Origin of the sequence: Streptomyces auratus (assembly GCF_050433025.1) — a bacterium.
Classification (GTDB): Bacteria; Actinomycetota; Actinomycetes; order Streptomycetales; family Streptomycetaceae; genus Streptomyces; species Streptomyces sioyaensis.
The window spans coordinates 2,985,412-3,009,248 of sequence record NZ_JBNGCB010000001.1 but is presented as its reverse complement, the minus strand read 5'-3'; the positions used below and the strand labels follow the sequence as shown (position 1 = coordinate 3,009,248).

Sequence of the window (23,837 nt, the reverse complement as noted above, 5' to 3'; positions counted from 1 at the left end):
TACTCTCCGTAATCGTTGCCGGGGTATGAGGAGGCGTCACGAGGCAGGCGCAAGAGGCCTATTGGGGGCCGGGGAGGCCCAGCGGCCCTTGGCGGTCCGGAGCGGCCCTCGGTAGTCCAGGGCGGCTCAGGCGGCTCAGGGGGCTCAGGCGCCGCAGGACCGCAGAAAGCGCCGGGTCCGCTCGGCGATCGGGAACGGCTGGTCGGGCGGGCAGGGGTACATGTCCTGCTCGACGATGGCGAAGAGGTCGACGTCCAGCTCCTGGGCGGCCTTCAGGACGGGCGGCAGCGCGGGCACGCCCAGCGGCGGTTCGCACATCACGCCCTGCTTGACGGCGGGCCCGAAGGGCGTGCCCTTGGCGACGACGTCGCCGAGGATGTCCGGGTCGACCTGCTTGAGGTGGAGGTAGCCGATCCGCTCGCCGTAGGTGCGGATCAGCTTGACGCTGTCGCCGCCGCAGTAGGCGTAGTGGCCGGTGTCCAGGCAGAGGTTGACCAGGTTGGAGTCGGTGGAGTGCAGGAAGCGCTCGACGTGTTCCTCGGTGTCGATGTGGGTGTCGGCGTGCGGGTGCACCACGATGTCCAGCCCGAACTCGTCCCGTACGCGCTGGGCCAGCCGCTCCGTGCCGCTCGTCAGATGCGTCCACTGTTCGGCGGTCAGCTCACGCGGCTCGATCTCCTCGGCCGTCTTGTCGTCCCGCCAGAAGGAAGGGATGACGACGAGGTGCCCCGCGCCCATCGCCTGGGTGAGGGTGGCGACCTCGGAGACGTGCGCCCAGGTCTTGTCCCATGCGGCCGGGCCGTGGTGCATGGAGGTGAAGATCGTGCCGGCCGAGACCTTCAGGCTGCGGCGGGCGATCTCGTCGCGGAGGACGGCGGGGTCGGTGGGCAGATAGCCGTACGGGCCCAGCTCGATCCACTCGTAGCCGGCCTCGGCGACCTCGTCCAGAAAGCGCTGCCAGGGGACCTGCTGCTCGTCGTCGGGGAACCAGACTCCCCATGAGTCGGGTGCGGAGCCGATGCGGAGGCGGTCCAGGACGGGCGGGGCGGCATGGGAAGCGGACATGCTGCGGCTCTCCTCTCGCCGGTCGGCGGTGACCGGGAGGCGCTGGGGTGGGGTTGTGGGGCACAGCCTCTCTGCCGCCCCGGGGAGTGTCAAGACTTCGTCCTGACATAAGGACTTAAGGACTTTGTCGCCTGGGGGGCGCCGGAGTGGGGGCCGGGCGGGGGCCGGGCGGGGCGTGTTCCGGGGGGTGCGGGGGGGTGCCGGGTGGGTGGTGGTCGGGCTCGGGTGGCGGGAGGCCGGTCGGGCTCGGGTGGCCTCGGGCTCCGGGCGTGCGGCGGTCCCAGGTCCCTCTGGATGCGGGCGGCCGCAGGGTCCTGGTCGTCGCGGCGGCCCAAGCCCTGTGGGCGACCCCGGGCCCCTGGGTGCGGGTGCCCAAGCTCCTGGGTGTGGGCGGTCCCGGGTCCCCGGGTGCGCGGGTCCCCCTATGCCCGTGGTTGCGAGTGGCCGCCTCTGCCTCCGCCCCCACCGCGTCGGCGCCCCCACCTCCCCCCGCACGCTCTCGGCCCACATTCATCGCTCTCCTTGACATCAGTATGTAAGGACAAAGTATTGACAGGGTCTGACTCTCCCCGTTAGACCTTTCCTCAGAGCCGAACTCGCCGAACCCGCCGCGCCGGCTGACCCGAAGGGGCGCACATGACCGAGCCGTACGACCTGATCACCATGGGCCGCATCGGAGTGGACCTCTATCCGCTGCAGACCGGTGTGCCGCTGGCGCAGGTCGAGACCTTCGGGAAGTTCCTCGGCGGATCCGCCACGAATGTCGCGGTCGCCGCGGCCCGGCTCGGCCGCCGCGGCGCGGTCATCAGCCGCACCGGGCGGGACCCGTTCGGCGACTACATCCACCAGGCGTTGCGCGACTTCGGGGTGGACGACCGCTGGGTGACCGCCGTCGACGCCTACCCGACGCCGGTCACCTTCTGCGAGATCTTCCCGCCGGACGACTTCCCGCTGTACTTCTACCGCCGCCCCAAGGCCCCCGACCTGGTCATCCGCCCCGAGGAGCTGGATCAGGAGGCCATCGCGGCGGCCCGGATCTTCTGGATCACCGGTACCGGGCTGTGCGAGGAGCCCAGCCGCAGCGCGACGCTCGCCGCGCTTCAGGCCCGCGCCAAGGTCGGCACCACCGTCTTCGACCTCGACTGGCGGCCGATGTTCTGGGGCGGCGAGGGCGGCGCCTCCGGGGACGGCGGGGCGAAGGGTGCCGCGGCGATGGCCGCCGCCCGCCCGTATTACGAAGCCGCGCTGCGGCACGCCACCGTGGCGGTCGGCAATGTCGACGAGGCCGAGGTCGCCACCGGACTGCGCGAGCCCAAGGCCTGCGCCCAGGCGCTGCTGGACCAGGGCGTCGAACTCGCCGTCATCAAGCAGGGGCCCAAGGGCGTGCTCGCGGTCCATCGTGACGGGCGTACCGCCGAGGTCCCGCCCACCCCGGTGGAGGTCGTCAACGGACTCGGCGCCGGTGACGCGTTCGGTGGCGCGCTCTGCCACGGCCTGCTGGCCGGCTGGGAGCTGGAGCCGATGATGCGCTACGCCAACGCCGCCGGAGCCCTCGTCGCCGGCCGGCTGGCCTGCTCCTCCGCGATGCCGACGGCCGACGAGGTCGACGCGTTCCTCGCGAGCCGCTGACCCCCGTGGCCGCGCGCGTCGTGCGGTCCGCCCGCCCCACCTGTGCACTCAAGAAGGTGAGTTGAGCCTTGACTCCTCGGATCAGTGACCTCGCGACGCTGCGGGCCCGGCACCCCGAAGCCGTCGCGGAGGCCGCCGCCGCCCGCACCCGTCGCCCGCTCCTCGGCGACAGCGGCCGGCTGATGATCATTGCTGCCGACCATCCGGCCCGCGGTGCGCTCGCCGTGGGTGACCGGCAGTTCGCCATGGCCAACCGCCTCGACCTGCTGGAGCGTCTGGTGCTCGCGCTGTCGCGGCCCGGGGTGGACGGGGTGCTCGCCACCGCCGACATCCTGGAGGACCTGCTGCTGCTCGGCGCCCTCGACGGCAAGGTCGTCATGGGGTCGATGAACCGCGGCGGTCTCGCGGGCGCCTCCTTCGAGATGGACGACCGGTTCACCGGGCATCGGCCGCAGGACCTGGCCCGGCTCCGGTTCGATGCGGGCAAGTTGCTGCTGCGCATCGACTACGAGGACCCCGGCTCGCTGGCCACGATGGAGGCCACCGCGCGTGCCATCGATGAGATGGCCGCGCGCGAACTGCCGGTCTTCGTCGAGCCGTTCCTGTCCTCCCGGATAGAGGGAAAGGTCCGCAACGACCTCAGCCCCGAGGCCGTCATCCGCTCCGTGGCCATCGCCTCCGGCCTCGGCGGCACCTCCGCCTACACCTGGCTCAAGCTGCCGGTCACCGACGATCCCGAGGCCATGGCCCGGGTCTGCGAGACCACGACGCTGCCGACCGTGCTGCTCGGCGGCGACATCGGCAGCACCGTCCGTGACCAGGAAGCCGCCTACGAGAAGTGGCGCAAGGCGCTGCGGCTGCCGACGGTCCAGGGGCTGGTCGTGGGCCGCTCGCTGCTCTATCCCGCCGACGGGGATGTCGCCGCTGCCGTGGACACCGCCGTAGGCCTGCTGTGAACGCCGCGCATTCCGCAGGAGACTCGACATATGGGTACTGAATTCCACCTGAAGGCCACCACCGCCGCCGAGGGGCCGTACGCGCTGGACATCGACCCCGGGCGGGCCGGCTGGGGCTACTCCTCGCTGCGCATCCTCGACCTGCCGCCCGGTGGCCACCACTCCTTCGCCACCGGCGACAGCGAGTGGATCGTGCTGCCGCTGTCCGGCGGCTGCACGGTGCTGACCGATGACGGCGAGATCCTCGAACTCGACGGGCGGGAGAGCGTGTTCAGCGGTGTCACCGACTTCGCGTACGTGCCGCGTGACGCGCATGTCCAGATCGCCACCGGCCTCGGCGGCCGGTTCGCGCTCACGGGCGCCCGCTGCGAGCGGCGGCTGCCCGCCCGGTACGGTCCGGCCTCCGGCGTCCCCGTGGAGCTGCGCGGCAGCGGCGCCTGCTCCCGCCAGGTCAACAACTTCGGCGCGGCCGGCACCTTCGAATGCGACCGGCTGATCGCGGTGGAGGTGCTCACCCCCGGCGGCAACTGGTCCTCGTACCCGCCGCACAAGCACGACGAGTGCCGCCCGGGGGAGGAGTCGGAGCTGGAGGAGATCTACTACTTCGAGATCGAGGCCGCACACGGCACGGACGGTGTCGGCTACCAGCGCGTGAGCCCCTCGGGGCACGGCCGCGGCACCGATGTCCTGGCCGAGGTCCGCAGCGGCGACGCGGTCCTGATCCCCGACGGCTGGCACGGCCCGTCCATCGCCGCCCCCGGCCACGCCATGTACTACCTCAATGTGATGGCCGGCCCGGGGGAGACCCGCGAGTGGCTGATCTGCGATCACCCCGACCACGGCTGGATCCGCGCCACCTGGCCCGATCAGCCCGTCGACCCCCGCCTTCCCCGCTACGCAGCGCCCGCAGGAGACGCCCGATGAACGCCCCGACGACACGCCGCCTGACGGTCGCGCAGGCCCTGGTCGAGTTCCTCGCCCACCAGTACACCGAGCGGGACGGCCGGCGGCACCGCCTGATCAACGCCTGCTGGGGCATCTTCGGCCACGGCAATGTCGCCGGTCTCGGCCAGGCCCTGCTGGAATCCGGCGAGTCGCTGCCCTACCTCCAGGGCCGCAACGAACAGGCCATGGTGCATGCCGCGGTCGGCTACGCCCGGCAGTGCGACCGGCTCCGCGCGCAGGCCGTCACCACCTCCATCGGCCCCGGCGCCACCAACCTCGTCACCGGCGCCGCGCTCGCCACCGTCAACCGGCTGCCGGTGCTGCTGCTGCCCGGCGACACCTTCGCGACCCGGCTGGCCGACCCCGTGCTCCAGCAGCTGGAGGTGCCGCACGCGGGCGATGTGTCGGTCAACGACGCGCTGCGGCCGGTCTCCCGCTACTTCGACCGGGTCACCCGTCCCGAGGCGCTGATCCCGGCCGCGCTGCAGGCCATGCGGGTGCTCGCCGACCCGGTCGACACCGGCGCCGTCACGCTCGCGCTGCCGCAGGACGTGCAGGCCGAGGCGTACGACTGGCCCGAGGAGTTCTTCGCCGACCGGGTCTGGCGCGTCGCCCGGCCCGCCCCCGATGCCGACGCCCTCGCCGAGGCGGTCCGCCTCATCCGCGAGGCCCGCCGGCCGCTGGTGATCGCCGGCGGCGGCGTCCACCACTCCGAGGCGGAGGACGCGCTGCGCGCCTTCGCCGACGCCACCGGCATCCCGGTCGCGTCCACCCAGGCCGGCAAGGGCTCGCTGCGCCACGACCACCCCGCCGACGTCGGCGGAATCGGCCACACCGGCACCGCCACCGCCGACGAACTGGGCCGCGCGGCCGACCTGGTCATCGGTGTCGGTACCCGCTACACCGACTTCACCACCGCCTCGTCGACGTTGTTCGCGGCGCCCGGCGTCCGCTTCCTCAACCTCAACATCGCCGCCTTCGACTCCCACAAGCTCGGCGCCACCGCCCTGGTCGCCGATGCCCGCGCCGGACTCGACGCGCTCGGCAAGGAGCTGGCCGGACACCGCGTCGCGAAGGAGTACGAGGCCGGCTACACGGCGGCGAAGGCGGCGTGGGAGCGCCGGGTGGATGCCGCGTACGCCGCCGCGGACGACTCCGCGCGGCCCTCCCAGACCCAGGTCCTCGGCCTGCTGGACGCGCTGGTCGACGACACCGACGTGCTCCTCAACGCCGCCGGGTCCCTCCCCGGTGACCTGCACAAACTCTGGCGCGCCCGGTCCCGCAGGCAGTACCACCTCGAATACGGCTACTCCTGCATGGGCTATGAGATCCCCGCGGCGATCGGGGTCCGGCTGGCCGCCCCGGACCGGCCGGTGTGGGCGCTGGTCGGCGATGGTACATACCTGATGAACCCCACGGAAATCGTCACCGCGGTCCAGGAGGGTCTCGCCTTCACCCTCGTCCTCCTCCAGAACCACGGCTACGCCTCCATCGGCGGTCTGTCCGAGCAGACCGGCGGTGAGCGCTTCGGGACGGCGTACCGCTTCCGGGCCGGGGACGGCACGTATACGGGCGCGCCGCTGCCGGTCGATCTGGCCGCCAACGCCGCCTCGCTCGGCATGCACGTCCTGCGGGCGGCCACCGTCGGCGAGCTGCGCGCCGCGCTCGCCGAGGCGCGTGGCGCAAAGAGGCCCACATGTGTCTATGTCGAGACCGAAACGGCCGACACAGTGCCGGGCGCGCCGGAGGCGCAGGCCTGGTGGGATGTACCTGTTGCCGAGACCGCGACACGGCCGGCGGCCCTCGCCGCCCGCCAGGCGTACGACCGGCAGGCCGCCGGTCGCCGCCGTCACCTCTGACCACAGCTTCGAGTCGTCACCCCGGAAAGGTCCCCGCATGAAGACCATCAACCACTGGATCGGCGGCAAGCCCGTCGAGGGCGTCTCCGGCAACTTCGGTCCGGTCTACAACCCGGCCACCGGTGCGCAGGAGAAGCAGGTCGCCTTCGCGTCGGCCGACGAGGTCGATGCGGCCGTCCGCGCCGCCAAGGAGGCTTTCGCTTCCTGGGGCACCAGTTCGCTGGCGAAGCGCACCTCGGTGCTGTTCAAGTACCGCGAGCTGGTCGATGCCCACCGTGAGGAGATCGCCCGGCTGATCACCGCCGAGCACGGCAAGGTGCACTCCGACGCGCTGGGCGAGGTGGCCCGCGGTCTGGAGATCATCGAGCTGGCCTGCGGTATCCCCGAGAAGCTCAAGGGCGAGCTGTCCACCCAGGTCTCCACCCGCGTCGATGTGGCGGCGATCCGCCAGTCGCTCGGTGTGGTCGCCGGCATCACGCCGTTCAACTTCCCGGCGATGGTGCCGATGTGGATGTTCCCGCTGGCCATCGCCTGCGGTAACACCTTCGTGCTCAAGCCGAGCGAGAAGGTGCCCAGCGCCGCGTTCAAGCTGGCGGAGATGGCCGCCGAGGCGGGGCTGCCGGACGGTGTGCTGAACATCGTCAACGGTGACAAGGTGGCGGTCGACGCGATCCTGGAGCACCCGGACATCGCCGCGGTCTCCTTCGTCGGCTCCACCCCGATCGCCAAGTACATCCACACCACCGGCACCGCCCACGGCAAGCGCGTCCAGGCGCTGGGCGGCGCCAAGAACCACATGCTGGTCCTGCCGGACGCCGACCTCGACCTGGCCGCGGACTCCGCGATCAACGCCGCCTACGGCTCGGCCGGCGAGCGCTGCATGGCGATCTCCGTCGTCGTGGCCGTCGGGGAGACCGCCGACCCGCTGATCGGCAAGATCAAGGAGCGTGCCGACCAGCTGCGGATCGGCCCCGGCGACGACCCGGCCTCCGAGATGGGCCCGCTGATCACCAAGGTCCACCGCGACAAGGTCGCCTCGTACGTCACCGGCGCGGCGGCCCAGGGTGCCGATGTCGTCATCGACGGCACCGGCTACACCGTCGAGGGCTACGAGGACGGCCACTGGCTGGGGATCTCCCTCCTCGACCACGTCACGCCCGAGATGGACGCCTACCGCGACGAGATCTTCGGCCCGGTGCTGTCGGTCGTACGTGTCGACACCTACGACGAGGCCATCGCGCTGATGAACAACTCGCCGTGGGGCAACGGCACCGCGATCTTCACCCGCGACGGCGGTGCGGCCCGCCGCTTCCAGCTGGAGGTCGAGGCCGGGATGGTCGGCGTGAACGTGCCGATCCCGGTGCCGGTCGGCTACCACTCCTTCGGCGGCTGGAAGGACTCGCTCTTCGGCGACCACCACATCTACGGCAACGACGGCGTGCACTTCTACACCCGCGGCAAGGTCGTCACCACCCGCTGGCCCGACCCGTCGGACGGCGGCATCAACCTGGGCTTCCCCAGCAACCACTGAGGGAGGCCCGGAGGGGTTCCCCGACGTATGCCCTGACGGGTTCCCTGAGGCCCCCGGTCGGCTCCGTGCCGGCCGGGGGTCCGTGCCGTCGGGGGCCGGGGGCTGTGCGCGCGTGCCTCGTGCCCTTGCACGCCGCGGGTACCCGCGGCGTGCGACAGTGCCGCGTCCTTCGGGAGCGCGCCGGATCCCGGGCGGGCTCGCGCCCCCGCGCGTTGCTACCGTGCTCCCTCGCCGAGCACGAAGACAACCGGGGGACGAAATGCACCAATCCATGGCGCTCGCCAAGGGCGCCCGTATCACCGGCGGGATTTTCTGCCTGCTGTTCTTTCTCTTCACGGCCTGCTGGCTGGTGGTCGACCTGGGCGAGTTCGGGATCGGCGGGCTCTGGGATTCCTGGACCTTCCAGCACTCCGGCGGTACCAACCAGGTCACCACCCCCTTCCATGTCGGTCTCGCCCTCGTCCAGTTGGCGGCGGTGTTCACCGCCTTTGCCGGGCAGCGGGTGGCCGGTGGCCTGCTGGCCGTGGCCACCACCTTCACCTTCGCCACCGCGCTCCAGGCGGTGATCAGCACCGGCAGCCACACCAGCGACGAGCGCTGGTTCGTCCACGCCGAGAGCGCCACCACGACCTTCGACGGCGTGTTCGTCAGCAGCCTGGGGGTGCTCCTGCTGTCGTTCGCCGCCGGTGTCGTGCTGCTCACCGGCCTGCGTTCCTGGCCGCGCGCGAAGCCCAGCGACCCGCCGGTGCGCCCGACCAGGACGGCCGGGACGGTGGCCGCTCTGCTGCTCGGGGCGATGGTGCCGGCCAATCTGGCCTGGCAGATCTACCTGCTGACGCAGGGCGGTGGTTCCTTCACCACGTTCTATCTCGGCAAGGGTGTCCTCAGCTCACTGCTCTGCCTGGCTCCCGGCTGGTCCGCACTGGTCTTCCTGGTGCTGACCGCGCTGGCCGGGGTCAACAGCCTGATGCGCGGCGGTGCGGCGCGCGGGCTGGCCATCGGGCTGGCGGTCCTGTCGATGCCCAGCGCCCTGGTGACCTTGATCGCGTTGGCCGGCAACGGTGCCCTCTTTACACTGGACGACGGCATGCCGGGCCTGAGCATCCTCAACGATCTCCAGCTGCTGCTGGACCTGCTCGGTTCGCCGGCCCTGCTGGCGCTGATGGCCCGCGGCGAGCCGGTCGCCGTCGCCTGGTACCCGCCGTCCCGGGCTCCGCAGTTCGCCGGCCCCGGCTTCGTCCCACCGCCCGGGCCGCAGGCCCCGCCCGCCTGGCAGTCGCCGGCCGGCCCGGTGCCCCCGGTCAGCGGCCCGCCGATGCCCCCGGCCGGTGCGCCGCCGGTGCCGCCCGGCAACCCGCCGTCCCCGCAGGGCGGGTTCGGGCCGCCGAGGTACTGACCGGCGACGGTTTCGGGCACTGCCCGCGGGTCCGCGAGGAGCGGCCGACGGGATCACCGGGCGGCCGGCGAAAACAACTGTCCCCGTACGCCCGCCGGTTGCTACCGTGCGGCGGCGCCCGGGCTCCGGGTGCGACCACTGCCGGACGAGGGAGGCTGAGGACTATGGCCCGCCAGACGCCTCTTCAGCCTGCCTTTGTCCGGGCCGCCGCCTGAGCCGGAGTCCGAGCGCCGGTGCGCGGCCCGGTCGTCGACCACGACCAGGAGTGACGCATGTCTTCTTCCCCCTCCCCGCATTCCCGGGCCCCGCAGGGTTCCGGCACCTCGCCCTCCTACGCTGCCGCGCCGGATCTACGGACGGAGCGGCTGCTGCTGCGGCCCTGGTCCGACGGTGACCTCGCCGCCGTCCTCGACGGGACGCGGCAGCCGCACTGGGCCGCCGACTTCCCCGCGGACGGCGACCGGGTCATCGCCGGTTACACCGCCGGCCACCCCACCGCGCGCGGTGCCTACGGCCAGCGGCAGATCCTGGAGCGGGAGAGCGGTCTGGTGGTCGGCGCCATCGGACTGTTCTGGCCGCCGGCCGACGGCTCGGTCGAGTTCGGCTACGGCATCGTGCCGTCCCGGCGGGGCCGCGGCTACGCCTCCGAGGCCGCCCGCGCCCTGGTGGCGTTCGCCTTCACCGCGCCGGGCGTGCACACGGTGGGCGCGCAGACCGAGCGGTCGAACCCGGCGTCCGGCCGCGTCCTTCAGAAGGCCGGACTGGAGCGCTGGAGCAGCGATGCCACGTACGTCCGCTTCCGCCTGACGGGGCCCGCGCCGGCGTAGGGGCCCGGCCGGCCCCGTACCGCATCCGCTGTACGGGGCCGGCGAACCCTACTCCCCGGGGAGGCCACCGGGTTCCGCCCGGGGGGCCAGGTGCCGGCCGGGGTCCGTACCTAGGATTCAGGCCATGGAACTCCGAGGCCTCAGACTGCGTGGACGGCGCCTGTACGCCAGCGTGGGCGCACTGGCCGTCCTCCTAGGAGGCGGCACCTGGGCGGCGGCCGCCTCCTCGGACGCCGCGCCCGCCGTACACCGCGAGGACCGGGTCCTTTCGATGCCGGAGGAGCCCGGCAGCGCGCGGCACGTACGGATCGACACCTCCTTCTTCACCGCGCCGGGGCACTCTGCCGGGCGCCGCCCCGCGGTGCTGCTCGCGCACGGCTTCGGCGCCACCAAGGCCAACCTCCGCCCCCAGGCCGAGAAGCTGGCCCGGGACGGATATGCCGTCCTGACCTGGTCGGCACGCGGCTTCGGGAAGTCCACCGGGAAGATCGGGCTGAACGATCCGCGGGGCGAGGTCGCCGATGTGCGCCGGCTGATCGACTGGCTGGCCAAGCGCCCGGAGGTCCGGCTCGACAAGGCCGGCGACCCCAGGGTGGGGGTCGCCGGCGGCTCCTACGGCGGGGCGATCTCGCTGCTGGCGGCCGGCTACGACCGGCGGGTGGACGCCATCGCCCCGCAGATCACGTACTGGAACCTGGCCGATGCGCTGTTCCCCCACGGGGTGTTCAAGAAGCTGTGGGCCGGGATCTTCTTCACCACCGGTTCGGCGGGCACCCCCACCGGCTCCGCGCTCCGGCCGCCCGCCACGTCCGGCGGCTGCGGGAAGTTCGAGCCCGAGCTGTGCCGGATGTATCAGCGGGTGGCGGTCCGCGGCCGGCCGGACGCCGCGGCCCGCAAGCTCCTGGAGAGCCGCAGCCCGGTCGCCGTCGGCGACCGCATCAAGGTGCCGACGCTGCTGATGCAGGGCCAGACCGACTCGCTGTTCCCGCTCGACCAGGCCGATGCCATCCGGCGGGCGGTCCGCCACAACGGTGCGCCCGTCGACGTCGACTGGATCGCCGGCGGGCACGACGGCGGGGACCGGGAGGCCGCCCGGCTGGAGGGCCGGACCAGGGCCTGGTTCGACCGCTATCTGAAGGGCGACCGGCACGCGGACACCGGGCCCGCGTTCCGGATCAGCCGCACCGGGGGAGTGGACTCCACCGACGGCACGGTGCAGATGCGCGGTGCGAGCGCGGACCGCTACCCGGGCCTGGACCACGCTCCGCGGCACCTCCGCCTCGCCGGCCGCCGGCAGACCTTCGCCAACCCGCCCGGCGCCGGCCCGCCCGCCGTCTCCGCGGTGCCCGGCGTCGGCGCGCTCGGCAATCTCTCCTCGCTCGGCGCCGGCGGTCTGTCCCTGGACTTCGCCGGGCAGTACGCCGGCTTCGTCTCGGCGCCGCTGCGCACCCCCGTCCGTCTCACCGGCAGTCCCACCGCCACCGTGCACGTACGGTCCGACACCCCGGACGCGGTGCTGTTCGCGAAGGTCTACGACGTCGCGCCGGACGGCCGCCGCCAGGTGCTGCCGTCCCAGCTCGTCACGCCCTACCGCATCGAGGGCGCCCGCGAGGGCCGGACGGTACGGCTGCGGCTGCCCGCCGTCGACCATGAGTTCGCGGCCGGCCACCGGCTGCGGCTGGTGCTGTCGGCCACCGACCTCGGCTATGCCTCGCCGGCCGAACCCGCCTCCTACACCGTCTCGCTGCGGGGTGGCGGCATCGAGGTGCCCACCGCGCCCGAGGTGCGTACCGCGCCCGCCGCGCTGCCCGCCTGGACCTGGGCGCTGCCCGCCGCGGCCGCCGTGGCCGCCGCGCTGCTGCTGCTCACCGGCCGTCGCCGGATCACGGCCCCGGCCCCCGACCCGTCGCTCGCCGAGGTCCCGTTGCAGATCAGCCAGTTGAGCAAGCGGTATGCGAAGTCGGCCGCGGGCTATGCCGTACGGGACCTCTCCTTCCGGGTGGAGCAGGGGCAGGTGCTCGGACTGCTGGGGCCCAACGGGGCCGGCAAGACCACCACGTTGCGGATGCTGATGGGGCTGATCACGCCCGACGAGGGCGAGATCAGGATTTTCGGGCAGGCCGTGCGGCCGGGCGCCCCGGTGCTGTCGCGGGTCGGGGCGTTCGTCGAGGGGGCGGGCTTCCTGCCGCATCTGTCCGGCCGCGCCAACCTCGATCTGTACTGGCAGGCCACCGGCCGGCCGGCTGCCGACGCGCACTTCGACGAGGCACTGGATATCGCCGGCCTCGGCGACGCGCTGGACCGCGCGGTGCGCACCTACTCCCAGGGCATGCGGCAGCGACTCGCGCTGGCCCAGGCCATGCTGGGGCTGCCGGAGCTGCTGATCCTCGACGAGCCGACCAACGGGCTGGACCCGCCGCAGATCCGGGCGATGCGGGACGTCATGATCCGTTACGCGGCCGCCGGACGCACCGTCATCGTCTCCAGCCATCTGCTGTCCGAGGTGGAGCAGAGCTGCACGCATCTGGTCGTCATGGACGGCGGGCGGCTGGTGCAGGCCGGGCCGGTCGCCGAGATCACCGGGTCCGGCGACACCCTGCTGGTCGGCGTCGCGGAAGAGGTCTCCGACGCCGTGCTGGAGAAGGTGGACGCGCTGCCCGGTGTCGCCTCGGCCGTGCGCGCCGACGGCGGACTGCTGGTCCGGCTGGACGGCGCCAGTGCCACCCAACTGCTCACCGAACTCCTCCGGTTGGAGATCGCGGTGGACCGCCTCGGCCCGCACCGCCGCCTGGAGGACGCCTTCCTCACCCTGATCGGAGGGGACCGATGACCGCGACCCCGGTGGCGCGGGCGCCCGGCTACCACCCGCGCCGCACCCTCCCGCTGCGCGTCGAGGCCCGCCGCCAGCTGCGCCGCCGGCGCACCCTGGTGGTCGCCGCGATCCTGACGCTGCTGCCGTTCGTGCTGGTGGTGGCGTTCGCGGTGGGCGGCGACCCGAGCGGCCGCAACAACGGCCGGATCACCCTGATGGACGGCGCCACCGCCTCCGGGGCCAACTTCGCGGCCACCGCCCTGTTCGTCTCGGCGGGCTTCCTGCTGGTGGTCCCGGTGGCGCTGTTCTGCGGTGACACGGTCGCCTCGGAGGCGAGCTGGGCCTCGCTGCGCTATCTGCTCGCCGCGCCGGTCCCGCGGGCGCGGCTGCTGCTGAGCAAGCTGACCGTGGGGCTGCTGTTCAGCGCGGCCGCGATGCTGCTGCTGCCGCTGGTCGCGCTGGGCGTCGGCACCGCCGCGTACGGCTGGGGGCCGCTGCAACTGCCCACCGGCGGCGCGCTGCCCGCGGGCGAGGCGGTGGGCCGGCTGGCGGTGGTCGCCGGCTATGTCTTCGTCAGCCAGCTGGTCACCGCGGCGCTGGCGTTCTGGCTGTCGACGGTGACCGACGCACCGCTGGGCGCGGTCGGCGGCGCCGTCGGGCTGACCATCGTCGGCAATGTCCTCGACCAGGTCACCGCGCTCGGCAGCTGGCGCGACGCGCTGCCGGCCCACTGGCAGTACTCCTGGGTGGACGCCCTCCAGCCCCGGCTGGAGTGGTCCGGGATGATCCAGGGCTCGGCGGTCTCGGTGTCCGCCGCGCTGGTGCTGTGCGCCCTGGCGTTCCGCGGCTTCGGCCGCAAGGACGTGGTGTCCTGACGGGGTGCCGGGTGGGGGAGCGGGGGCCGCGCGCGGTCGCCGGACGGCCCCGGGGCCGGTGAGCCGGCCGGCCCCGGTCACGGCCGGTCAGGCGGCGCGGCCCCCGGCCCCGGGCACGGTCTGGCTCAGGCAGTCGGCCCCGTCATCCGCGCGCTGACCCACTGCATCGTGCCCTCGCCCAGGCCCTGCACATAGGTGCCCGCGCTGTGGGTGCCGTCCGGCACGATCTGCAGCCGGGTGTGCACGGGGCCGTGCCCGTACTGGCGGATGAACTTCCGCACCTTCGGCAGCACCGTGTTCTCCCGGGAGCCGTCCTGGAAGGCGAGGTAGACCGGCGGTCCGCCGCGCGCGATCAGCCGGCGGGCCAGGACCTCCGGGTTGTTCTCCCGCTCCTCCTTGGCGTGGCCGTTCCACAGGGGCGAGTCGGGCACGATGTCCGGCCCGTTGGGTATCGCGACCTTGAACGTCTCCGGGTTCTGCAGCACGTTCTTCAGCGCCGCGAACCCGCCCGACGAGGAGCCCATGATCGCCCAGGCGTCGCGGGTCTTGAGGGTGCGGAAGTTCTGCCGTACGAGGTCGGGCACGTCCTTGCTGAGCCAGGTGCCGATCTTCGGCTGGCCCGGTATGTCGCTGCCGTCGTAGTACTGCTTGTCATTGGGGTTCAGCACCGGCATGACGACGATGAACGGCAGGCTGGTGCCGTTCTGGGACCACTGGGCGAGGTTCTCCTCCAGCTTGAGGTCGGAGCCGATCCAGTAGTTGACGGGGTAGCCGTAGGAGCCGGGCAGCGCCTCCATCACCGGGAAGCCCTTGTTGGCGTTCCGCTTCTCGTAGTACTCCGGCGGCGCCCACACCCACACCTTGCCGGTGAAGCCCGACTTGGGGCCGTGCAAGGTGGTCACGCCGATCGGGGTGTTCTGGCCGGCCCCGCCGACCCGGCTCTCCTCGGTGAAGCTGATCGGCCGGGTGGGCCACTGCACCAGCGAGTGCTTCCCCCGGGGTGTGTGGTGCAGCGAGGCGCCCGTCTTGGGGCCGCCGAAGCGGACGGGGGACGCCTGGGAGGCGCTGGTGCCGCAGCCTGCCGTGGCGGCGAGAACGGTCAGGGCGATCAACGCGATCACCGGACGGAACAGGGCTTTGTGCACGGGGCCTTCTCCTTGCCGAACACCCGGGGATGGTCCGGGCTGAACAGCAAGAGGGGGCCCGCGCGGCGCCTGGTTTCCCCTCCGGGGTGTCGGATTGGTCGCACCACCCGGGCGGAATCCGGGCATCCCCTTTCTGACCTGCGATGTTTTACGCTCAACGGAAGGCTGTTTTACCGGGATTTTCCGGGTCGTGGGAGCGGGACACCCGCCCACACGGCCTGCCGGCGCGCTCCGGGAACCCCCGCCTGCGCCCCCTGGGAACCCCGCCTGTGGCCTCCGGGAACCCCCGCCCGTGGCCCGTATCCTCGTCGCTATGACCTGGTCGCGTGCGCTCAAGGACGCCGCCCGCTCGGGGCTGACCATCGAGCGGACCAAGCTCACCCCCTTGATCGCCATCCGCGGCTCGGTCGGCGTCGCCCTGGTCATCGGCCTGTGTCTGTGGCGCGGCGACCCGGCCCTCGCGGTCTCCTCCGCCTTCGGCGCGTTCTCCTCCGGCATCGTCACCTTCCAGCGCAGCATGCGGCCGCGCCCGGTGCTCGCCCTCGCCGTCGCCGGCGCCCTGGCGGTCTCCACCTTCCTCGGCTACCTGGCCGCCGCCCACCTCCTCGCCTTCGTGCTGCTCCTCGCCGGCTGGACCTTCCTGGCCGGGATGGCGTGGGCGATCGGCCCGGTCGCCGGGCTGGCCGGCACCCAGACCGTGGCGATCATGCTGGTCACCGTCACCCTGCCGACGTCCGTCCTCGGTGCGCTGCAGCACGCCGCCCTGATCTTCTTCGGCGGCGTCGTCCAGGCCGCCCTCATCGTGCTCTTCCCGGTCCGCCCCTGGGGCGTCCAGCGCGACGCGCTCGCCGACGCGCTGGCCGCCGAGGCGGATTACGCGCGCCGGCTGCGGCAGGACCCGGTCGCCCCGTTCGACCCGGCGCCCCTGATGGACGCCCGGATCGCCTCCGCCGTGACCCCGCGTCAGGCCAGGCGGCGCCCCGTACAGCTGCACGGCCCCCGCGGCCTCGCCGAACGCGTCCGCCCGGTCCTCGCCTCCCTCGCCGACCCGGTCGTCGGCGCCCCGCTGGAAGGGCCCGAGCGCGACCGCGCCCGCGATCTGCTGGGGGCCGCGGCCACCGTTTTGGACGCCGTCGCCTTCGCGGTACGGCACGCCAAGCCGGTGCGGCTGCCCCCCGAGGCGATGGCCGTCCTCGAAGTCCCCGCCACCGGCCCGATGCTGCACGGCGCCGCCCGCCGCTCCGCCTACCGCCTGATCTCCCTGCTCGCGGACGCCGTCGAACTCACCGATGAGCCGGTCGAGGCCACCCGCCCCACCACCGAGGCCGAGCGCGGCCATCTGCTGCGCCCCAGCGTCCCCCGGCTGGTCCCGGTCGCGCTGCGCTCGCTGCACCGCGAGACCCGTTGGACCTCCCATGTCTTCCGGCACGCCCTGCGGGTCGCCGCGGTCGCCGCCGCCGGCTATCTGCTGGGCACCGGGCTCCCGTTCGGCCACGGCTACTGGGCGCCGCTCGCCTCCGTCATGGTGATGCGCCCGGACTTCGCCCAGACCTACTCCCGTGGCGTCGCCCGTTTCAGCGGCACCCTGGTCGGCGTCGCCGTCGCGGGCGGGCTGATGGCGCTGGCCCACCCCGGCCTGTACGTCAGCGCCGGGCTGGCCGTGGTCTGCGTCGGGCTGATGTATCTGCTGATGCGCACCGGCTTCTCGGTGACCTCGGCGTGTGTGACCGCCTATGTGGTCTTCCTGCTCGGCATCGCGGGCACGGGCTGGCAGCAGACCGTCCAGGAACGCGTCGTGCTGACCCTCCTCGGCGGACTGCTCGCGATGCTGTCGTACGCGCTGTTCCCGGCCTGGGAGACGCCCCGGCTCCGCGACCGCCTCGCCGAATGGCTGGCCGCCAACGGCCATTACGCCCTGGCCGTGTATGACCTCTACGCCACGCCCGCCGAACGCCGCCCCCGGCAGATCCGCGACGCCCTGCTGGACGCCCGTGCGGCCCGCGCGGCCTGGGAGGAGACCGAGGCCCGCGCCGAGAAGGAACCCGTACGCCACCGCGGACTCTCCCCGGCCTCGGCGAAGGCGGCCGGCGCCGCGCTGGCCACCATGGGCCGGGTCACCATGATCCTGGAGGTCCATCTCCCCGAACGCGACGCGGACGCCTCGCCCGGCGCCACCGCCTTCGCCTTCGAACTGCGCAGCTCCCTGGAGGAGGCCACCGAAGCGGTCCGGGAGCGGGGCGAAGTGAACTGGAGCGCGCTGCGCGCCGTATGGGAGAGATGGGACGCGGAGGACGAGAGCCGCGGTGTCGCCCTGCGCGCCGCCGACCTGCTCGTCGACGCCCTCGACGACCTGGCCGAGGCGCTGTCCCGGGAGCCTGAGGGAGCGGAGAGCGCGGCAGGGGGCGCGGCAGGGGACACAGTGCGGGACACGGAAGGGAACGGCGGCGGATGAGACGGCGGACGGCCGTGGCGGGAACCAATCCGGGCCCCCGGTAGTCTTATCAATTGCCCGCATTGAACGCCATTGATAGCCCATGGGGTTGTCTGCGGTGCAATGCCCCAGGATTCCCGCCCCTCTCCAGAGAGCACACGAACTCCCCATGGCGTCCAGCACTTCGTCCGGTACGTACGACATAGGCATCGACCTCGGCACCGCCAACACCCTGGTGTACGCCCGCGGCAAGGGCGTGGTGCTGAACGAGCCGTCCGTCGTCGCGGTCAACGCCGCCGGCGAGGTGATCGCGGTGGGTCAGGAGGCCAAGCGGACCATCGGCCGCACGCCGTCCGGGATCACCGCGATGCGCCCCCTGAGGGAGGGCGTGATCGCCGACTTCGACGCCGCCGAGCAGATGCTGCGCGCCCTGATGAAGAAGGCCCTGCCCAGCCGCCGCTTCTCCCGGCCGCGGGTGGTCATCTGCGTCCCGTCCGGCATCACGGGCGTGGAGCGGCGCGCGGTCGTCGACTCCGCCAAGGCCGCCGGCGCCCGTGAGGTGCATCTCATCGAGGAGCCGATGGCCGCCGCGATCGGCGCCGGCCTCCCGGTGGACGAGCCGGTGGGCTGCATGGTGGTGGACATCGGCGGCGGCACCACCGAGGTCGCCGTCGTCTCCCTGGGCGGTCTGGTCACCGCCCAGTCCGTACGGGTCGCCGGGGACGCCCTGGACGCCGCCGTCACCTCCTACGTCAAGAAGAAGCACTCCCTGGCCATCGGCGAGCGCACCGCCGAGGACATCAAGATCGCGATCGGCTCGGCGGCCTGGACCCCGATCGAGACCGACGAGGACGGCACCGCGGACCGCCCCACCTCCTACACGGTCCGCGGCCGCGACCACGTCAACGGCCTGCCCCGGATCCAGGAGATCACCGAGGAGGAGATCCGCGAGGCCCTGGCCGAACCGGTCGACGCGATCGTCCAGGCCGTCCACCGCACCCTCGACGAATGCCCCCCGGAGCTCTCCGGCGACATCGTCGAGCGCGGGATCGCCCTCACCGGCGGCGGCGCCCTGCTCCGCGGCCTGGACCAGCGGCTGCGCCAGGAGATGGGCGTCCCCGTGTCGGTCGCCGACGAGCCCTTGGACTGCGTGGTCAACGGCACCGCCAAGTGCGTCGACGAATTCGCCAGCCTGCACGGCCTGCTGACCGGCGCCAAGCAACAGCCCAGGAAGACGGTGCGGTTGTAGGGGCGGGGGCCGGTCGGGCAGCGGGCGCGGGCTGTCGGTACGGGGGCTGCTCGCGGTGGCGGCCCGTCCGCCGGGGCGCGGCGCCGCGCCCCCTCCCGGTGAGGTACGCCCCCGGTCAGCCACCCTCCTCCCCGGTGCGGCGAGCATGCCGTTCCGCGGTGAGGAAGAGCAGGTTGGCGGCGCCTGGCCGCACCAGGAAGTGGGAGAACTCGTCGGCGTCCGGTCCCGCGAACGGAATCTCCGCCACGACGGAGCCGGCGGGGTCCTGCCCAGGGGACAGGTGGAAGACGATGCCGTTCGGCAGGGTGACCCGGATCTCGTCGGCATCGAGAGGGGTCGGAACACCGTCACGGACGACTTCGACGTGCAGCGGTGCCCGTTCATCCGGCGTGGGATCAGTTGTCGGCATGCCGTGATTCTCCCTCGGGGGGCGTGCACCGGACGGCATCCGGAACGGACTCGGCTACGAGCGAGGGTCTGTCGTTTGGCTCGGGCCAGCCCCCGCGAGCCCGGCCTGATCCAAACGACAGACCCTAGGGGCCTCTCTCGCCTGACGCCGACGGGGCGGGAGGGTTCAGCCGGTCCTCCACCGGGCGGTCAGGCCGCGGGTGCCGGTCGTGGTCAGGGCTGCCGCCAGGGCGGTGATGACGCCTGCCTGCACAGCGGCGGCGGTGACGAGGAAGCCGGGGGCGTGGGCGTCGGCCAGGAACGCGAGGCCGAGCGTCCGCTCCACCAGCACGGCGAGGCCGAGCGCGGCCAGTGCGAGGGGCAGCGCGGGGTCCCGCGTGTGCTGCGGCCACCGGAACCGGGCGATCAGCCACGCTGCGGCCGCGGCGATGAACGCCGCACCGCCGGCCCATTCCGGGTCCGCGCCCCCGGGCCACACCACGGTCGACGCGCCCATGAGGACGCAGGTGCCCAGGAGGACCAGCCCGGGAGACGCCAACGGGAGCCGGGCGGGCGGGGCGTCGCGGTGGAAGCCACAGCACAGGGCGAGGACGGTCAGCCAGGAGAACACCGCGGTCGTGAGCGAGAAGGAGACCACCAGGGCGTCCTGCCCGCCGCCCAGGTACTGCGTCGCCGACGCCAGGCCGGGGAGGGCCGCGAGGGCGGCGAAGGCGAAGGTGGTGCGCCGGTGGTCGCGCAGCAGCGCCAGGTACGCCACCGTCCACGCCAGCGGAAGCAGCCAGCGCACGACCTCGTACAGCCCGGCCGGAGCGCCATGGCCGGTGAAGCCCGTCAGGACCATCTCCCGGTCCCGGGCCGGGGCACCGCGCACCCAGGCCAGGAAGAGGGCCTGCCCGGTCAGCCCGGAAGCCGCCTGCAGCAACACGCTCAGCAGCGCGAACAGGCGCACCACCGCGCCGAGCGTGGCGTAGCGGGCCGGGGCGCCGGCGGCGCCCATCCGGGTGCGGAGGGCGAGGGCGGCGATGCTGGCCACCTCGCCCCACGCCGGGCGCAATTCGTCCCGGTTCCGCTCGTCGATCCCGTGCAGGTAGGCCTCGACCATCTCCTCCTCCCGCTCGGTGCGGTAGTAGGAGGGCAGCAGGCGCAGCACGGTGCGGTAGCGCTGTTCGAGCAGGGTCGTCATGCGGTGCCTCCCGCGAGGCCCGGGCGGCGCACCGAGCCGCCGGCGGGAGCCGGCCCGGCGGCCGAGGGGCGGTGGGCGGCCATCCGCTCCGTCGCTGCCCGCGCCCCGGCCGCCATCCGCTGTGCCTCGGCGGACAGCGCCGCCCCACCGGCGTCGGTGAGCCGGTAGTACCTGCGCAGCCGGCCCTGCTGCACCTCCTCGCGGTCCAGCTCGATGAGCCCGTCGGCGGCCAGCCGGTCCAGCACGCCGTACAACGTGCCGATCCGCAACTGCACATGGCCTTCGGACAGTTCGTCGACCACCTGCACGATCCCGTAGCCGTGCCGCGGCTGGTCGACCAGTGCGGTGAGGACGAAGAACGCAGCTTGCGTCATACCTCGGGGAGTCATGTCGGCACTATATCCTGGCTTCCGATATATGGGGAGAGGGTCGTGCCGTCCCGGCCCCGTCCGAACTGCGGGGCCCCGGCCGTCCGCCCGCCCGGAGAAGTGCCATGATCGTGGCCGAAGGGGTCGCCAAGGCGGGGAATCCGCACGGAAGTTGCCCTCCGACCGCGGAGGCCGCGACCCCTCCGCCGTCCGCCCTCGACCGGAAGTCACCACCGCCGTCACCAGCACCGCCGAACTCCCCTGGGAGGGATGCATGTCGCAGTCCGCCACGACACCGTCCACACCGTCCCCGTCCACCGCCGGCGCGGCACCGGGACCACACCCGTCCGCCGCCCCGCTGCCGGAGGCGACGCACCGTACGGTGGAGGTCCCCGGCGGCCGCATCCACCTGGTCGAGCAGGGCACCGGCCCGCTCGTCCTGTTGGTCCACGGATTCCCCGAGTCCTGGTATTCCTGGCGTCACCAGCTCCCCGCGCTCGCCGCGGCGGGCTACCGTGCGGTCGCCATCGACGTCCGCGGCTACGGGCGTTCCTCGAAGCCCCGCGAGGTGTCGGCCTACCGGATGCTGGCCCATGTCGCCGACAACGTCGCGGTGGTGCGCGCCCTCGGCGAGGAGACCGCGGTGATCGCGGGCCATGACTGGGGCTCGCCGATCGCCGCCAACAGCGCACTCCTGCGGCCCGACGTCTTCACCGCCGTGGCGCTGCTGAGCGTCCCCTACGCGCCCCGGGGCGAGACCCGGCCCACCGAGGCCTTCGCACGGCTCGGCGGCGACGGGGAGTTCTACATCAGCTACTTCCAGGAGCCCGGGCGGGCGGAGGCGGAGATCGAGCCCGATGTCCGCGGCTGGCTCGCGGGCTTCTACGCCGCACTCTCGGGCGACGCCGTGCCGCCGTCGGATGCCGTGCCGCCGTCCGACCCGGGGGACGTCGCCCGCTACTCCGTCCTCCCGGGAGGGAAGCTGTCCGACCGCTTCCCCGAGGACGTCCGACTGCCCCTGCCCTGGCTCACCGAAGCCGACCTGGACTTCTACGCCGGGGAGTTCGAGCGGACCGGCCTGACCGGCGGACTCAACCGCTACCGCAACGTCGACCGGGACTGGGCGGACCTCGCCGCCTGGAACGGCGCCCCGCTCACCCAGCCGGCACTCTTCATCGGCGGGGAATTCGACGCCCCCACCCGCTGGATGTCCGACGCCATCAAGGCCTTCCCCCGTACCCTCCCGGGTCTGTCCGCCTCCCACCTCCTGGACGGCTGCGGCCACTGGGTCCAGCAGGAACGCCCCACGGAGGTCAACCGGCTGCTGACCGACTGGCTGCACACGCTGCCCGCGGCCCCCGCCCGCACCGCGGACTGAGGGGTCGCGCGGCGAGCCGCGCTGGGGGACGTCGCGGACACCGCAGCTCCCGCGACCGCGCCGCGCACCCGGCTCGGCGAACCGCGCACACGGAGGACGAACGGCCAACAAGGTGAACCTGGTCGACCTGACGGCAGGAAAAGCACCGGACAACGCGGAGGGGAGGTCTCATGGTGGCGATCCGCTCTGACGGCCGGATCGGCACAGATCTGCCCTGATGCTGCCGAAGGCCGTCCCGCCTCCGCACCGGCAAACATCCGAGGAGCAGGAACGACGATGGCACCCGATCCGACAATCGCCCAGGTGACCATGACCCTGGCTGCCTTTGCAGCCACCGGGGCCACCCCGCGTCCGTCCGGGGAAACCCTGGAGCAGCAGACCAAACGAATCATCACCGGCATCGACGCGCAGCTGAGCGATCCCAGCCTTGCGACGCAGGACGAGTGGGAGCTGGTGTGGCTCGCCCTGAGCGAGGCCAACCACAACATGGCCTACCTCGCACGGAGCACCAACGGCTCGAACGAGTTCGCCGTGGTCGCTCGCGGAACGGACGCCGATTGGATCGACATCCTCGAGGACCTCGATGTCGGCACGGTCGTCCCGTTCCCCGAAAGCGGATCGCCGACGCCCATCTACGTTTCCAAGGGGGCAAAGGACGCGTTCACACGAGTGGTCACCGCCCGCTCGATCGCTTCTCCCTCCCCGAACGTCACGCTCGCTCAGGCGCTCTCCGTCGCGCTCAAGGCGGCGCCCTCCTCGCCGCAGCCGACCGTCTATCTGACCGGCCACAGCCTGGGCGGTTGCATCGCCAGCATGCTCGCGCCGTACCTGCAGGCACAGACCTGGCCGAAACAGCCGAAGTTCGCGGTGATGACCTATGCCGCTCCCACCGCCGGCGTGCAGAGCTTCGTCGACTACTTCGACTCCGTTCCGTGGGTCATCGACGAGCGCCAGAACAACGCCTACGACCTGGTACCGCACGCGTGGGCCGATCTCGACACCACCGCCGCCTGGTACCCGAGCCCGGGGCCGCAGGCGACCGACGAAGTGAAGCTGCTCATCGGGAAGATCGCCAGGCGCACCAACGGCAACGTCTACGTCCAGCCCGGCACGCTCTGCCTGATGAACACCGGATACACGAGCTTCTCCGAGAAGCTGATCCACAAAACCACCCAGGACTTCCTCGGCCAGGTCGCCTACCAGCACGCCAACTCCACCTACCTGGACCTGGTAGGGGCGCCTGACGTGCCTTCCCCGCCGGTCGTGACCGACCTGAGCCCCACCTTCGGCGCAGCAGGCGACACGGTGACCATCAACGGCACGGGTTTCAGTAAGGACAGCATGGTCGACTTCGGCCGCTTCGCCTGCACCGAGCCGCCCACCATCGACCCCTCCGGCCTCAAGATCACCGCCAAGGTCCCCAAGGGAACAGGCGTCGTCCACGTCCGCGTCACCAACACCCTCGGCACCTCCCCGGCCATCGCGATGTCGCAGTTCGCCTATGGCGGACCCGCACCTGTAGTGGTCAGTTCGGTCAGCCCGACCAGTGGAAAGGTCGGCACCCCGGTCACCATCAACGGCGAGGGCTTCGCCAACGGCGCCACCGTGCACTTCAAGGACAAGGTGGCCGAATCCAAGTTCGTCTCCACCGGCCAGATGACCGCAACCGCGCCCGGTCAGCTCGACGTCCAGCAGACGGTGAACATCACCGTGACGGTCGGCAAGGCCACCTCTCCCACCAGCCCGGACGACGAGTTCACCTACACCGGACGGTAGCGAC

The 23,837-nt window shown here is 72.6% G+C and carries 18 protein-coding genes; 13 read left to right on the top strand and 5 right to left on the bottom strand.

Translation table 11 applies throughout. The features are described from left to right. Nucleotides 1-144: 144 nt before the first annotated feature. Entirely contained in the window at nucleotides 145-1,065 is a 921-nt protein-coding gene (locus BKA18_RS12935) for a sugar phosphate isomerase/epimerase family protein (protein WP_366043283.1), read from the bottom strand. A gap of 636 nt (nucleotides 1,066-1,701) precedes the next feature. Between BKA18_RS12935 and iolC the strand changes: the two genes are divergently transcribed. The 9 genes from iolC (at nucleotide 1,702) to BKA18_RS12890 (ending at nucleotide 13,895) form a co-directional block, all read left to right on the top strand. Further along, on the top strand, nucleotides 1,702-2,694 hold the full coding sequence (iolC, locus tag BKA18_RS12930; RefSeq protein ID WP_366043282.1) for a 5-dehydro-2-deoxygluconokinase: 993 nt from the start codon (nucleotides 1,702-1,704) through the stop codon (nucleotides 2,692-2,694). 68 nt (nucleotides 2,695-2,762) lie between these two features. Next, nucleotides 2,763-3,650 (top strand): Cgl0159 family (beta/alpha)8-fold protein, encoded by an 888-nt coding sequence (locus BKA18_RS12925; RefSeq protein WP_006605495.1) that lies wholly within the window; start codon nucleotides 2,763-2,765, stop codon nucleotides 3,648-3,650. Between the two features lie 30 nt (nucleotides 3,651-3,680). Further along, on the top strand, nucleotides 3,681-4,574 hold the full coding sequence (gene iolB / locus BKA18_RS12920) for a 5-deoxy-glucuronate isomerase (RefSeq protein ID WP_366043281.1): 894 nt from the start codon (nucleotides 3,681-3,683) through the stop codon (nucleotides 4,572-4,574). Beyond that, nucleotides 4,571-6,454 (top strand): 3D-(3,5/4)-trihydroxycyclohexane-1,2-dione acylhydrolase (decyclizing), encoded by a 1,884-nt coding sequence (gene iolD, locus BKA18_RS12915; RefSeq protein ID WP_366043280.1) that lies wholly within the window; start codon nucleotides 4,571-4,573, stop codon nucleotides 6,452-6,454. The genes iolB and iolD overlap by 4 nt, the downstream gene beginning before the upstream one ends. Nucleotides 6,455-6,491: 37 nt before the next feature. Further along, nucleotides 6,492-7,985, top strand: a complete 1,494-nt coding sequence (locus BKA18_RS12910) for a CoA-acylating methylmalonate-semialdehyde dehydrogenase (RefSeq protein WP_366043279.1) — start codon at nucleotides 6,492-6,494, stop codon at nucleotides 7,983-7,985. A gap of 259 nt (nucleotides 7,986-8,244) precedes the next feature. After that, nucleotides 8,245-9,381, top strand: a complete 1,137-nt coding sequence (locus BKA18_RS12905; RefSeq protein WP_366043278.1) for a hypothetical protein — start codon at nucleotides 8,245-8,247, stop codon at nucleotides 9,379-9,381. A gap of 272 nt (nucleotides 9,382-9,653) precedes the next feature. Continuing rightward, complete coding sequence (locus BKA18_RS12900) at nucleotides 9,654-10,208, top strand: GNAT family N-acetyltransferase (RefSeq protein WP_366043276.1); 555 nt, start codon at nucleotides 9,654-9,656, stop codon at nucleotides 10,206-10,208. A gap of 124 nt (nucleotides 10,209-10,332) precedes the next feature. After that, entirely contained in the window at nucleotides 10,333-13,038 is a 2,706-nt protein-coding gene (locus tag BKA18_RS12895; RefSeq protein ID WP_366043275.1) for an alpha/beta fold hydrolase, read from the top strand. Next, nucleotides 13,035-13,895 carry an ABC transporter permease gene (locus tag BKA18_RS12890; RefSeq protein ID WP_366043274.1) on the top strand — a complete coding sequence of 287 codons (861 nt, stop codon included), beginning with the start codon at nucleotides 13,035-13,037 and terminating at the stop codon, nucleotides 13,893-13,895. The genes BKA18_RS12895 and BKA18_RS12890 overlap by 4 nt, the downstream gene beginning before the upstream one ends. A 125-nt stretch (nucleotides 13,896-14,020) precedes the next feature. Here the strand turns inward: BKA18_RS12890 and BKA18_RS12885 are convergent, their stop codons facing one another. Then, on the bottom strand, nucleotides 14,021-15,040 hold the full coding sequence (locus BKA18_RS12885; protein ID WP_366043273.1) for an alpha/beta hydrolase: 1,020 nt from the start codon (nucleotides 15,038-15,040) through the stop codon (nucleotides 14,021-14,023). A 313-nt stretch (nucleotides 15,041-15,353) separates the two neighbouring features. Here BKA18_RS12885 and BKA18_RS12880 point away from each other — a divergent pair, with 313 nt between their 5' ends. Continuing rightward, nucleotides 15,354-17,492 carry an FUSC family protein gene (locus tag BKA18_RS12880; protein WP_366043272.1) on the top strand — a complete coding sequence of 713 codons (2,139 nt, stop codon included), beginning with the start codon at nucleotides 15,354-15,356 and terminating at the stop codon, nucleotides 17,490-17,492. 148 nt (nucleotides 17,493-17,640) lie between these two features. Further along, nucleotides 17,641-18,720 carry a rod shape-determining protein gene (gene mreB, locus BKA18_RS12875; RefSeq protein ID WP_366043271.1) on the top strand — a complete coding sequence of 360 codons (1,080 nt, stop codon included), beginning with the start codon at nucleotides 17,641-17,643 and terminating at the stop codon, nucleotides 18,718-18,720. Nucleotides 18,721-18,835: 115 nt separating this feature from the next. On the opposite strand, the gene BKA18_RS12870 is transcribed toward mreB, so the two are convergent. The 3 genes from BKA18_RS12870 to BKA18_RS12860 form a co-directional block, all read right to left on the bottom strand. Further along, the gene (locus BKA18_RS12870) at nucleotides 18,836-19,129 is read right to left on the bottom strand and encodes a hypothetical protein (RefSeq protein ID WP_366043270.1); all 294 of its coding nucleotides are present in this window, start codon (nucleotides 19,127-19,129) and stop codon (nucleotides 18,836-18,838) included. A 165-nt stretch (nucleotides 19,130-19,294) separates the two neighbouring features. Further along, a complete protein-coding gene (locus BKA18_RS12865) occupies nucleotides 19,295-20,311 on the bottom strand; it encodes a hypothetical protein (RefSeq protein WP_366043269.1) in 1,017 nt (338 codons plus the stop codon). Continuing rightward, nucleotides 20,308-20,685 carry a PadR family transcriptional regulator gene (locus BKA18_RS12860; RefSeq protein ID WP_366043479.1) on the bottom strand — a complete coding sequence of 126 codons (378 nt, stop codon included), beginning with the start codon at nucleotides 20,683-20,685 and terminating at the stop codon, nucleotides 20,308-20,310. The genes BKA18_RS12865 and BKA18_RS12860 overlap by 4 nt, the downstream gene beginning before the upstream one ends. Before the next feature lie 268 nt (nucleotides 20,686-20,953). On the opposite strand from BKA18_RS12860, the gene BKA18_RS12855 reads away from it, so the two are divergent. Together BKA18_RS12855 and BKA18_RS12850 are read left to right on the top strand one after the other, a co-directional pair. Beyond that, nucleotides 20,954-22,057: an alpha/beta fold hydrolase gene (locus BKA18_RS12855; RefSeq protein ID WP_366043267.1), complete on the top strand. Its 1,104-nt coding sequence runs from the start codon at nucleotides 20,954-20,956 to the stop codon at nucleotides 22,055-22,057. A gap of 309 nt (nucleotides 22,058-22,366) precedes the next feature. Next, nucleotides 22,367-23,833 (top strand): IPT/TIG domain-containing protein, encoded by a 1,467-nt coding sequence (locus BKA18_RS12850; protein WP_366043478.1) that lies wholly within the window; start codon nucleotides 22,367-22,369, stop codon nucleotides 23,831-23,833. Nucleotides 23,834-23,837 lie beyond the last annotated feature (4 nt).